Raw genomic sequence first — 14187 nt, forward strand, 5'->3', positions numbered from 1 at the left:
CGTCGCAATGGTCATCGGGTGTTGGCGGTGGTGCGTGGGTCGGCGGTGAATCAGGACGGTGCGTCGAACGGACTGACCGCGCCGAATGGTCCGTCACAGCAGCGGGTGATCCGGCAGGCGTTGGCGGGTGCTCGTCTGTCGCCGTCCGAGGTGGATGTGGTCGAGGGGCATGGGACTGGCACGAGGTTGGGTGATCCGATTGAGGTCCAGGCGCTGCTGGCCACCTACGGACAGGGGAGGCAGGAGCCGCTGCTGCTGGGTTCGGTGAAGTCGAATCTGGGTCATACGCAGGCGGCCGCGGGTGTGGCGGGTGTCATCAAGATGGTGATGGCGATGCGCCACGGGGTGCTGCCCGCGACGCTCCATGTGGATGAGCCGTCGTCGCATGTGGACTGGTCGGCCGGTGGGGTGCGGTTGCTGACGGAGCGGACGGCGTGGCCTGAGGGGGATCGTCCGAGGCGGGCGGGTGTGTCGTCGTTCGGGATCAGTGGCACCAACGCGCACGTGATTCTGGAGCAAGGGCCTGCGGTTGTGGCGGAGGATGCTGCGCCGGAGTGGTCGGGGCCGGTGCCGGTGGTGTTGTCCGCTGCGAGTGAGGCGGCGTTGCGGGCGCAGGCGGGCCGGCTGGTGCCGTTGGCGGGAGATGTTCCGGTGGCGGTGCTGGGTCATGCGGTGGCGACGACGCGTACGGTGCTGGAGCACCGGGCGGTGGTCGTGGCCGGCGATGAAACCGAACTCCGTCAGGGTCTCCAGGCGTTGGCGACGGGCGAGTCCCGGGCCGACGTGGTCGTCGGGAGCACGATGCCCGGTGGTTGGGCGTTCCTGTTCGCGGGGCAGGGTGCACAGCGGGTGGGTATGGGACGTGTGCTGTATGAGCGGTTCCCGGTGTTCGCGGGGGTGCTGGACGACCTGCTCGAGCGTCTCGGCGTGCGTGAGGAGTTCTTCGGCACGGATGCCGCGGTGTGGGAGGGGACGGGTGTCGCTCAGCGGGTGTTGTTCGCGTTCGAGGTGGCGCTGTTCCGGTTGTGGGAGTCGTGGGGTGTGGTGCCCGATGTCGTCGCCGGCCACTCGGTGGGGGAGATCGCTGCCGCTCACGTGGCGGGTGTGCTCTCGCTGGAGGATGCGTGTGTGCTGGTGGGGGCACGTGGCCGGTTGATGCAGGAGCTTCCGGCCGGTGGGGTGATGGTGGCGCTGGAGGCGTCCGAGGACGAGGTCGTCCCGCTGCTGGAGAACGTGGCGGGTGCGTCCCTGGCGGCTGTGAACGGACCCACGTCCGTGGTCGTCTCTGGTGAGGCGGACGCGGTGGAACAGGTCGTGGCCTCTCTGCCGGGGCGGCGTTCGCGGCGGCTGAAGGTCAGCCACGCCTTCCATTCACCCCTGATGGAGCCGATGCTCGACGCCTTCCGTGAGGCGGTGTCTGGGTTGTCGTTCCGGACTCCGGAGCGGTTCCGTTTCGTGTCGACGGTGACGGGCGGGCCGGTGGTGGAGGAGATCGCCACGGCGGAGTACTGGGTGGAACATGCACGCCGTGAGGTGCGCTTCGCCGACGCGGTGTCCTGTCTGCATGCCGATGGCGTGGAGACGTTCGTCGAGATCGGACCCGATGGCGTACTGAGCGCCATGGGGCCGGAGATCGTGGACGACGGACGCACGCTGTTCGTGCCCTCCGTCCGCCGCGACCGGGACGAGAGCGCGTCCCTCATGACCGCGCTCGCCCACGCCCATGTCCGCGGAGCTCAGGTCGACTGGGACCAGGTGTTCCAGGCACCGTCCAGGACACCCGCCGTGGACCTCCCGACCTACGCGTTCCAGAGGCGTCACTACTGGCTGAGGGACGCCGCGCGGACGACCGGCCAGGTCGCCGGGGCGGCCGGGTTCGGCAGCGCCGGTCATCCGCTGCTCGGGGCCGTGGTGGAGCTGCCGGAGTCCGGTGGATGTCTGCTCACCGGCACGCTGGCACTGGACGCGCAGGAATGGCTCGCCGACCACGTGATCGCGGGTACGGCTCTGCTGCCGGGCACCGCGTTCCTCGAGTGTGCTCTGCGCGCCGGCCGCGAGGTGGGGTGTACCCAGGTCGCCGAACTGACCCTGGAGACACCGTTGGTCCTGCCGCAGCGCGGGGAGGTGGCGGTCCAGGTGACGGTGGGCGCCGAGAACGAGGACGGCGGCCGTCGGGTCAGCGTGTACGCACGGCAGGGCGACGAGGCATGGGTGCGGCACGCCACCGGAGTACTGACCGGCTCCGCGACCCAGACCGAGCCCTCCGAGAGCGGTTCCGCGTGGACCGCCGCGTGGCCTCCCGTCGGCGCCGAGCCCGTCGACCTCGCGGACTTCTACCCGCGTCTCGCGGAGGCCGGTTTCGAGTACGGACTCGCGTTCCGGGGACTGCGGTCGGTGTGGCGGCAGGGTGACGAGATCTACGCGGAGGTGAGCCCGCCCGAGGACGTCGCCGCGCGGGCCGGGGAGTACGCCGTACACCCGGCTCTGCTCGACGCCGTCCTCCACGCCACCGCGCTGACACGGCCGGAGGCCGGGCTGCCGTTCTCCTGGAGCGGGGTGCGGTTGGCCAGGGCGGGTGCGGCGGCGCTGCGGGTGCGGCTCACGCCGGCCTCCGACGGCGCGCTGGCCCTGACGGCACAGGACACGTCGGGTGAGTTCGTCCTCTCCGCCGAATCACTGACCTTCCGTCAGGTGTCGGAGCGGCAGTTGCGCGCCGCCCGCGGCGGACCGAAGGCGCTGTTCCGGGTCGACTGGACACCCGCCTCTGCCGCTCCGACCGCACCCAGCAACTCCAGCAACTCCAGCAACTCCAGCGACTCCACAACCCCCGCACCCGTCGCTTCCTTCTCCCTCGGCCACCTCGCCGCCGGCCTGGACTCGCTGCCCGCCGAGGTGCCCGAACTGGTGCTACTGCCGTGCTTCGCGAACACCACCGACGTCCCAGACGTCCCAGACACAACCAACCCAACCCACCCAACCGACCCAACCGACCCAACCCACACCCCCCACATCCAAGCCACCCTCATACGCGTCCTGGCCCTGCTCCAGGAGTGGGTCGCGGATCCGCGGCTGGAGCGTTCGAGGCTCGTGGTCGTGACGCGTGGCGCCGTCGCCGTGGACGAAAGCGAGGGCGTGCCCGATCTCGCCGGTGCCGCCGTATGGGGCCTCGTGCGGGCCGCCCAGGCGGAGTACCCCGGCCGGTTCGTCCTCGTCGACGTCGACGTCGACGAACCGGACGTGCTGCCCTCGGCGCTGGCCGCACGGGACTGGGAGCGGGAGCCGCAACTCGCCTCGCGGGCCGGTGTCGTGCGCGTGCCCAGGCTGGTGCCCGCCACGGGGCGGGCGGAACCCGTCGCCTGGAACCCGGACGGCACCGTCCTGATCACCGGCGGCACCGGAGCGCTCGGCACCGAGATCGCCCGCCACCTGGTGACCGCGCGAGGCGTACGCCATCTGCTGCTGCTGAGCCGCGGCGGCGGCGACGCGGCCACCGCTGCCGTGACGGCGGAACTCGCCGGGCACGGTGCCGACGTCCGGGTCGTCGCCTGCGACGTGTCCGACGAGGACGACCTGGCCCGCGTGCTGGCGTCGGTCCCGCGGGAGCACCCGCTCACCGGGGTGATCCACGCGGCGGGCGTCGTCGACGACGGCGTTCTGACCGCCCTGACCGCCGAGCAGCTCCACACGGCACTGGCGCCGAAGGCGGACGCGGCGCTGCACCTGCACCGGCTGACCCGGCACCTGCCCCTGGACGCGTTCGTGCTGTTCTCGTCCACCACCAGCCTCTTCGGCGGACCGGGGCAGGCGAACTACGCCGCGGCCAACGCGCTCCTCAACGGGCTGGCCCACCACCGGCGCGCCCACGGCCTGACGGCCTCCGCGCTGGCGTGGGGACGCTGGGAGCGCGACAGCGGGATCGTCGGCGGCCTCGCCGGGGCCGACGTGCGCAGAATGGCCCGGGCGGGCATCGGCGCCCTGTCCCCGGCGGAGGCGCTGGAACTCTTCGACGCCGGGACCGCGGCGGAGGAGGCCGAGTTCGCGGCCGTCCTGCTGGACCGTGCCGCGCTGCGCGCCCAGGCTCGGGCGGGCACGCTGCTGCCGCTGCTGCACGGCCTCGTACCGGCGCCGCAGAGGCAGGACGAGACGCCCGGCGCGAGCCGGACGGCGGACCTGCGGAGCAGGCTCGCGGGGGCGGCGACGGAGACGGAGCGCACCGACCTGGTGCACCGCGTGGTGGTCCGTGAGCTGGCCGGGGTGCTCGGGCACCACGATGCGGCGGGGATCGACGCCGATCGCGGATTCTTCGAGATGGGCCTGGATTCGCTCACGGCGATCGAACTGCGGAACAGGCTGGACGCGGCCACGGGACTGCGGCTCCCGACGGCGGCGCTCTTCGACCACCCGAACGTCCACGCTCTGACCAGGCATCTGACGGCGGCTCTCGCGCCCGAGGACGCGACGGCCGACGGCGACTCGGAGCTGCAACGGGTGATCGCCGCCATTCCCGTGGACCGGCTGCGCGACGCCGGAGTCCTCGACCTGCTGCTGCGCCTCGCGAACGACGAGGGGCGGCAGCCGGCGGAGCACTCGAACGCCCAGGCCACACGGCAGTTGACGGAGCGTGAGGAATACGACCCGGACGGCATCGACGAGATGGGTCTCGACGAATTGATCCACATGGCGCAGGATGATCAGCGAGAGCGGGACTGACGGGGGCATCGATGAATCAGAGCAAAGAGCAGATCATTGAAGCGTTACGGGGATCGCTGAAGGAGACCGAGCGTCTGCGCCGGCGTAACCGGCAGCTCGTCGACGAGGCGCACGAGCCCATCGCCATCATCGGCATGGCGTGCCGCTGCCCGGGCGACGTACGCAGCCCCGAGGACCTGTGGCGCCTGGTCGAGGAGGGCCGCGACGCGGTCGCCGGCTTCCCGGCCGACCGGGGCTGGGACCTGGAGTCCCTGTACGACCCGGATCCCGACCGGACCGGTACCAGCTACGCCCGGGAGGGCGGCTTCCTCTACCCGGCCGCCGAGTTCGACGCCGAGTTCTTCGGCATCAGCCCCAAGGACGCGCTGGCGATCGACCCGCAGCAGCGGCTGCTCCTGGAGACCTCCTGGGAGGCCGTCGAGCGGGCGGGCATCGACCCGACCACCCTGCGCGGCCGGTCGGTCGGCACCTACGTCGGCGTGATGTACAACGACTACGCCACCCGCATGCACCGCGCCCCCGAAGGCTTCGAAGGCTATGTCGGCAACGGCAGTTCGGGCAGCGTCGCCTCCGGCCGCATCGCGTACACCCTCGGGCTGGAGGGGCCGACGATCACGATCGACACCGCCTGCTCCTCCTCGCTGGTCGGCCTGCACCTGGCGACCAGGGCCCTGCGGCAGGGCGAGTGCGCGCTCGCCCTGGCGGGCGGTGTCACGGTGATGTCGTCACCGGCGGCGTTCATCGAGTTCAGCCGCCAGCGCGGCCTCGCCCCCGACGGCCGCTGCAAGTCGTTCTCCGACCGGGCGGACGGCACCGGCTGGGGTGAGGGCGTCGGCATGCTGCTGCTCGCCCGGCTGTCGGACGCCGTGCGCGACGGGCACCGTGTGCTCGCCGTCGTCCGCGGCTCCGCCGTGAACCAGGACGGCGCCTCCAGCGGACTGACCGCCCCCAGCGGCCCCGCCCAGCAGCGCGTCATCCGTGCCGCGCTCGCCGACGCCCGGCTGCTCGTGACGGATGTCGACGCCGTCGAGGCGCACGGCACCGGAACACCGCTCGGCGACCCGATCGAGGCGCAGGCCCTGCTGGCCACCTACGGCCAGAACCGCCAAGTCCCGCTGGCCCTGGGCTCGGTGAAGTCCAACATCGGCCACACCCAGGCCGCGGCGGGTGTCACCGGCGTCATCAAGATGGTGATGGCGATGCGGCACGGCACGCTGCCGCGCACCCTGCACGTGGACCGGCCGTCCCCGCAGGTCGACTGGTCGGCGGGCGCCGTCGAGCTGCTGACAGCCGCCCGGCCGTGGCCCGAACTGGACCGTCCCAGGCGCGCCGCGGTGTCCGCGTTCGGCGTGAGCGGCACCAACGCGCACGTGATCCTGGAGCAGGCCCCCGCCGTGGCACCACCGGAGCCGACCGGCACCGTGCCGGTCGTGCCGTGGGTGCTGTCCGGCCGGACGGAGGCCGCGCTGCGCGACCAGGCGCGCCGGCTGAACGCGCTGGCGCAGGAGCGCCCCGACGTGGACCCGGTCGACGTCGCGCACGCGCTGGCGACGTCGCGCACCCGGTTCGACCACCGCGCGGTGGTGCTCGCCGGTGACCGGGCCGGCCTGCGCGCCGGCCTCGACGGCCTCGCCGACGGACGCAGCCTGCCGGACGTCGTACGGGGGCGGGCCAAGGGCACGTCCCGGGTGGCGTTCGTCTTCCCCGGCCAGGGCGCCCAGTGGACCGGCATGGCGCTGTCGCTGCTCGACTCCTCACCGGTGTTCGCCGCGCGGATGGCGCAGTGCGCGCAGGCCCTCGCCCCGTACGCGGACCGGGACCCGCGCACCGTGCTGCGCGAGGGCGACCCCTTGGAGCGGGTGGACGTCGTACAGCCCGTGCTGTGGGCGGTGATGGTGTCCCTGGCCGAGGTGTGGCGTTCGCTGGGCGTGCGGCCCGCCGCCGTCGTCGGGCACTCCCAGGGTGAGATAGCCGCGGCGTGCGTGGCGGGCGCGCTGTCCCTCGACGACGGCGCGCGGATCGTGGCGCTGCGCAGCCGGGCGCTGCTGGACCTCGCCGGGCGCGGCGGCATGATGTCGGTGGCCCTCCCGGCCGACCGGGTGCGGGACCGGCTCGCCGCATGGGACGGCGCGCTGTCGGTGGCCGCGGTGAACGGCCCGTCGTCCGTGGTGGTCTCCGGCGACGACGCGGCGCTCGACGCGCTCCTGGGCGCGCTCGCCGACGAAGGCGTACGGGCCCGCCGTATCGAGGTGGACTACGCCTCCCACTCGCATCACGTCGACTCCGTCCGCGGCGGGATAGCCACGGCGCTCGGGACCGTCGCACCGCGCACGTCGGAGATCCCCTTCCACTCCACGGTCACCGGCGGACTGCTGGACACGACCGCGCTGGACGCCGGCTACTGGTACCGCAACCTCCGCGAACCGGTCGGCTTCGAACCGGTGATCAGGCAGCTCCTCGACGACGGGGTGACCTGCTTCGTCGAGGTGAGCACGCATCCCGTGCTGTCGCCGGGGCTGCAGGAGACCATCGACGACGCGGGCCGTGACGCCGCCGTCGTCGGCACGCTGCGGCGGGGGGCCGGCGGGCTGGAGCGGATGCTCGCCTCGGCGGCCGAGGCGTACGTCCGCGGCGTGCCCGTGGCGTTCGAATCGGTCCTCGAAGAGGCCGGTCCCGCACCCGTCGACCTGCCCACGTACGCGTTCCAGCACCAGCGGTACTGGCTCGACGCACCCGACCTCGCCTCGGCGGGCACCCACCCGGACGACTGGGAACGGACGTTCTGGCAGGCCGTCGACGCCGCCGACGGCCGGGCCCTGAGCGAGCTGCTCGCGCTGCCCGCGGACGCCTCGCTGGAGTCGGCCGCGTCGACCCTGGCGAGCCGGCGCCGCGGCCGCACGCGGCGGGCCGCCCTGAACGAGCTGCGGTACCGGATCGTGTGGCGCCCGCTCGGGCTCGGCTCGGCGCCCGGCGCGTCGGGGACCTGGCTGGTCGTGGTGCCCCCGGGCCACGCCACCGACCCCCGAGCCGCCGGCCTCGTCGAGGGCCTGCGCGCCCGGCGCCTCGACGTGCTGGTCACCGAGGCGGCCGGCCTCGCCGACGTCGACACCGCCCCGGTGACAGGGGTGCTGTCGCTGCTGGCCCTGGCCGAGGACACCGCGCTGCTCGGCACGGCCGACCTGGTGCGGGCACTGGGCGCGGCCGGCGTCGAGGCACCCCTGTGGTGCGTGACCGACGGAGCCGTCGCCACCGACGAGGACGAGGCGCCGGCCGGCGTCGTGCCGGCCGGGCTGTGGGGTCTGGGCCGGGTCGTGGGGCTGGAGCACCCGCACCGCTGGGGCGGCCTCGTGGACCTGCCGCCCCGCATCGACGACACGGCCCTGGACCGGCTGGTCGCCGTGCTCGGCGGCATCGACGACGAGTGCGAGGTCGCGATACGCGACGCGGCCGTCCTCGTCCGGCGCATGGTCCGGGCACCGCTGCCCGACACGGCCGCCACCGAGCCGTGGCGCCCGCGCGGCACCGTGCTGATCAGCGGCGGGACCGGGCTGATCGGTGCGCACGTGGCCCGCAGACTCGCCGCGGACGGAGCCGAACACCTCGTCCTGGCCGGACTGCGCGGGCCGGACGCCCCGGGAGCCGCCGAGCTGGCGCGGGAGCTGACCGAGCTGGGCGCCCGCGTCACCGTCGTCGCCTGCGACATGTCCGTACGGTCCGAGGTCGCCGCGCTCCTCGACTCGCTGCCCGAGGACACACCCCTGACGGCGGTGCTGCACGCGGCCGGGGTGCTGTCCGACGGCATGGTCGACACCCTCACCCCGGACCAGTTCGCCGCGGTCATGGCACCGAAGGTCGACGGCGCGCTGCACCTGCACGAACTGACGCGTCACCTGGACCTCGACGCGTTCGTCCTGTTCTCCTCCGTCGCCGGCACGCTCGGCGCCGCGGGCCAGGGCAACTACGCGGCCGCCAACGCCCACCTGGACGCCCTCGCGCTGCAGCGCCGGCGCGCCGGACTGCCCGCCACCTCCGTCGCCTGGGGCTCCTGGGGCGCCGGTCTGGCCGAGGACGTCGCCGACCGGCTCGAACGGCGCGGGTTCACGGCCCTGGACCCGGACCTCGCGGTGGCCGCCCTCCTCCAGGCGATCACCCACGACGACACGCACCTCGTGGTCACCCACGTCGACTGGGAGCGGGCCGCGCCCGCCTTCACCATGGCCCGCCCCAGCCCGCTGATCCGCGAGATACCGGAGGCCAGGCGGGCCCTGGACGGCACGGGGAACGCGGGGCACGGCTCCCGCCCCGACGCGTCGGCGCTGGCGGCGAAGCTCGCGACCGTACCGGCCGACGCCCGGCGCCACCTCCTCCTCGACCTCGTGCGCACCGAGGCGGCGGTCGTGCTCGGACACGCCACGCCCGACGCCGTGGAAGCGACCCGCGCCTTCCGCGAGCTGGGCTTCGACTCGCTGTCGGCCGTGGAACTGCGCAACCGCCTGTCCGCGGCCACCGGACTCACCCTGCCCGCCGGCGTGGTCTTCGACCACCCCTCGGCGCGCGCGCTCGCCGACTTCCTCCTCACCAGGGCGACCGGCCAAACCCCCGAGGTCCGGCAGCTCGCCGATGCGACGGGCGGCGCCGACGACGAACCCATCGCGATCGTGAGCATGGCGTGCCGGTTCCCCGGCGGCGTCACCACACCCGAGCAGTTCTGGGACCTGCTGGCCGCGGGCGGCGACGCGATCTCACCCTTCCCCACCAACCGCGGCTGGGACCTCGCCGAGCTGTACGACCCCGACCCCCACCGGGCCGGGAAGGCATACGCCCGGGAGGGCGGGTTCCTGCACGACGCGGGCGACTTCGACGCGGCGTTCTTCGGTGTCTCCCCGCGCGAGGCGCTGGCCATGGACCCCCAGCAGCGGCTGCTGCTGGAGACCTCCTGGGAGGCCGTCGAACGGGCGGGCATCGACCCGACCACCCTCCACGGCACCGCCACCGGCGTCTACACGGGCGGCATGCACTCCTTCTACGGGGCGGCCACACCGCCCGAGGAGGGCCTCGAAGCCCACCTGATGACCGGCGTGTTCACCAGCGTCCTGTCCGGGCGGGTGTCCTACTCACTGGGACTGGAGGGACCGTCCCTCACCGTCGACACCGCCTGCTCGTCCTCCCTGGTCGCCCTGCACCTGGCCTGCCAGGCCCTGCGCCGGGGAGAGTGCACCATGGCCCTGGCCGGCGGAGTGGCCGTGATGCCCTCCACGGGAGGCTTCGCCGGGCTGAGCCGGCAGCAGGTGCTCGCGCCCGACGGCCGGTGCAAGCCGTTCGCGGCCGCCGCAGACGGCATGAGCATGGCCGAGGGCGCCGGGGTCCTGCTCGTCGAGCGGCTGTCCGACGCCCGGCGCAACGGCCACCCCGTCCTGGCCGTCATCCGCGGCAGCGCGGTCAACCACGACGGCGCCTCCAACGGACTGAGCGCGCCGAACGGACCGTCGCAGGAGCGGGTGATCCGGCACGCCCTGCACGCCGCCGGCCTCTCCGGACGCGACATCGACGTGGTGGAGGCCCACGGCACCGGCACCCGACTGGGCGACCCCATCGAGGCGAACGCCCTGCTCGCGACCTACGGCCAGGACCGGGACCGACCCCTGTGGCTCGGCTCGGTCAAGTCCAACATCGGCCACACAGCCGCCGCGGCCGCCGTGGCCGGCGTGATGAAACTCGTCCTGTCCATGCGGCACGGCGTCCTGCCCAGGACCCTGCACGTCGACGCCCCCACCCCGCACGTCGACTGGGAGTCGGGCGACATCCGGCTGCTGACGGACGCCCGGCCCTGGGAACGCGGCGACGGACCGCGCCGCGCCGCGATCTCCTCGTTCGGGATCAGCGGCACCAACGCCCACCTCCTCCTGGAGGAACCCCAGGCCGCCGACCTGCCCGACCCGCCCGAGCGGACCACGCCGCCCGCCGTCGTACCGTGGGTGCTGTCCGCCAGGACCGGCAAGGCACTGGACGAACAGCTCCACCGGCTGCGCGCGCGGCTCGCCGGACAGCACGACCTCGATCCCGCCGACGTCGGCTACTCACTGGCCCACGGCCGGTCGGTCTTCGCCCACCGCGCCGTCCTCCTCGGCACCGACGGCACCGAACTGGCCCGCGCGGCCGCCGGCACCACCGGCTCCGGCACCGTACGGGGCGTCGCCGCCGGCGAGGCACGGCCGGTGTTCGTCTTCCCAGGCCAGGGCAGCGAGTGGCCCGCCATGGGCCGTGAACTCCTGGAGAACTCACCCGCCTTCCGGGAACAGGCCGAGGCGTGCGACGCCGAGATCCGCGCCCTCACCGGCTGGTCGGTGCTGGACGTGCTGCGCGGCGGGACGGACATGCCCGGCGAACGCGTCGACGTACAGCAGCCGGTCCTGTTCACCATGATGGTGTCCCTGGCCGCGCTGTGGCGCTCCTACGGCGTGGAACCCGCGGCCGCGGTGGGGCACTCGCAGGGCGAGATCGCCGCCGCGTACGTCGCGGGAGCCCTGACCCTGCGGGACGCCGCGCGCATCGTCGTCACCCGCAGCGACGCCTGGCGCGCCCTGATCGGGCGCGGCGGCATGACGGCCGTCCTGCTGCCGTCCGACGAGGCGGCACGCCGTATCGAACCCTGGGGCGGCGCGCTGTCGGTGGCCGCCGTCAACGGGCCGGGCTCCTGCACGGTCTCCGGCGACCCCGCGGCCTGCGACGAGTTCGCGGCCGCGTGCACCGCCGACGGCATCCGGGCCCGCCGGGTGCCCGGCGTGACCGTGGCCGGGCACTCCGCCCAGGTCGACGCGTTGCGCGAGCGGCTGCTGCGCGACCTCGCGCCCGTCACCCCGCGGCAGGGCAGGATCCCGCTGTACTCCACGGTGACCGGGGACACGGTCGACACCGCCACGCTCGACGCCGGCTACTGGTACCGCAACATGCGGGAGACCGTGGAGTTCGAGACCGCGGTCCGCGCCACCGCCCGTGACGGATACCGCACGTTCATCGAGGTCGCTCCCCATCCGGTGCTGGCGCTCTCCATCCAGGAGACCGTCGAACAGCACGGAGCCGAACCGGTCGTCGTCCCCACGCTGCGCCGCGACGAGGGCGGACAGCGACGGTTTTTGACGTCGGCCGCCGAGGCGCACGTGCACGGCGTGACCGTCGACTGGACGGTCGCGTTCCGCGGCACGGGTGCCCGCCGGGTCGACCTGCCGACCTATCCGTTCCAGCACGAGACCTTCTGGCTGGACACTCCTGTCGCCGGTACCGGCACCGCCGGCGCGGCCGGTACGGCGGCCTCGGCCGACGAGGCGTTCTGGGCCGCCGTCGAACGACAGGACCTCACCGCGCTGACCTCGGCCCTGGACGTCGGCGCCGACATCGCGCCTGCCGTCCGTGAGACGCTGCCCGTCCTGGCGGCCTGGCGCCAGAGCCTCAGCCGGCGCTCCGCCGTGGACTCCTGGACCTACCGGGTGACCTGGCGGCCCCTCGCCCCCGCCCCCACGGCGGTGCCGGGCGGCACCTGGCTCGCCGTGGTGCCCGGCGCACGGGCACAACACCCCACCGTCGAGGCGCTCGTGCACGCCGTCGAACGCTCCGGCGCCGAGGTCGTACGGATCGACGTCGACGCCGCCGACCTCGTCCGGGCCACCCTGTCGGAACGCCTGCGGGCCGCCGCCGACAGCCGCCCGGTCGCCGGCGTGCTGTCCCTGCTGGCGCTCGACGACTCCCCGAGCCCCGCCCACCCCGGCGTCGCCGCGGCCACCGCGGGCACCCTGGCCCTGGTGCAGGCGCTCGGCGACACGGCGACGGCCGGACAGCTGTGGTGCGTCACCAGCGGCGCGGTGTCGGTGGACGACACGGACCCGCTCCGGGACCCGACCGCCGCCCAGGTGTGGGGCCTTGGCCGCGCCGTCGCGCTGGAGCGGCCCGAGCGCTGGGGCGGGCTGATCGACCTGCCGCAGGACGTGGACCAGTCGGCGCGGGACCGCTTCGTCGAGGCACTCGCCGGCATGGCGGCCCAGGAGGACCAACTGGCCGTCCGCCCCACCGGGGTCCACGGCTGCCGCCTCGTCCGCGCCGAACCGGCCGCCGCCACCCCGGCCGCCGGCACCGGGTGGCGGCCCTCGGGGACCGTGCTCGTCACCGGCGGCACCGGGGCGCTCGGCAGGGACGTGGCCCGATGGCTCGCGGCCGACGGCGCGGACCACCTCGTCCTGACCGGCCGGCGGGCCACGAGCGCTCGGGGCGTGGACGAACTCGTCGCCGAACTGACCGCCCTGGGCGCCCGGGTGACGGTCGCGGACTGCGACGCGGCGGACCGCACCGCACTGGCGGACCTGCTGGCCGCGGTGCCCGACGACGCCCCGCTGACCGCCGTGATGCACGTCGCCGGAGTGGTCGACGACGGTCCGGTCGACGCACTGACCCCGGAACGTCTCGACCGGGTCTTCGCCTCCAAGGTCACCGCCGTGAACAACCTCCACGAGCTGACCGCGGACCTGGACCTCACCGCCTTCGTGATGTTCTCCGCGTTCGGCGGCACCTTCGGCAGCATCGGACAGGCCAACTACGCCGCGGCCAACGCCTATCTGGACGCGTTCGCCCGCCACCGCAGGGCGCGGGGGCTGACCGCCACGTCGGTGGCGTGGGGCGCGTGGGGCGGCGGCAGCCTCGACTCGCGCGACCACGCCGAGGCCGGCCTCCGCAGCCGCGGCGTACGCGCGATGGACCCCCGGCTCGCGATGGACGCGCTCCGGCGTGCCGTCCACCAGGACGAGACCTTCCTGCTGGTGGGCGACATCGAGTGGGACCGCTTCGCCACGGGCCTCGCGTCCCTGCGGCCCAGTCCGCTGCTGACCACGGTGCCCGAAGCACGGGCCGCCATGGAGGAGGAGGCCGCGGCCGGCCGCGACACCGACGGCCGGGACACGCTGTCCGCCCTGCGCGACAGGCTGGCCGCGCTCTCCGGACCGGAAGGCGACGACCACGTCCTCGGCCTGGTCCGCGGTGAACTCGCCGCGGTGCTCCGGCACCCCGACCCCGACACCGTCGACGTGGACGGCCCGTTGACCGGGCTCGGCCTGGACTCGGTGCTGGCGGTCGAACTCCGCAACCGGCTCAGCCGGCTCAGCGGACTGCGGCTGCCCGTCACACTCGTCTTCGACCACCCGACGGCACGCGCCGTCGCCACCCACCTGCTGGAGCGGATCCGGCAGGACGCGGCCAACCCCGCGACCGAGCTGCTGGAGGAGCTCGAAACGCGGTTGCCCTCGATCGCGTCCGACGACCTGACCCGCAAGGCCGTCACCACCCGGCTGAGATCACTGCTCGCGCAGCTCACCGACGAACAGCCCGAGCACGAGTCCGTCGCGTTGACGGAGGCCACGGACGACGAGCTGATCGAGTACATCGGCAAGGAACTCGGCATCTCCTGACCGTCCGGCCGACACGTTTCCGTTCTTC

2 protein-coding genes are annotated in these 14187 nt (G+C 74.0%); both read left to right on the plus strand.

Annotated features, from left to right (window positions below; genetic code table 11):
- The coding region (locus tag ACFIF2_RS23345) for a type I polyketide synthase (RefSeq protein ID WP_395575162.1) at positions 1-4710 on the plus strand (4710 nt) is incomplete at its 5' end.
- Positions 4711-4766: 56 nt separating this feature from the next.
- Positions 4767-14159: a type I polyketide synthase gene (locus ACFIF2_RS23350; RefSeq protein ID WP_395575264.1), complete on the plus strand. Its 9393-nt coding sequence runs from the start codon at positions 4767-4769 to the stop codon at positions 14157-14159.
- The last annotated feature ends 28 nt before the right edge of the window (positions 14160-14187 follow it).

Source organism: Streptomyces sp. BK79, assembly GCF_044142145.1.
In the GTDB taxonomy this organism is placed as follows: Bacteria; Actinomycetota; Actinomycetes; order Streptomycetales; family Streptomycetaceae; genus Streptomyces.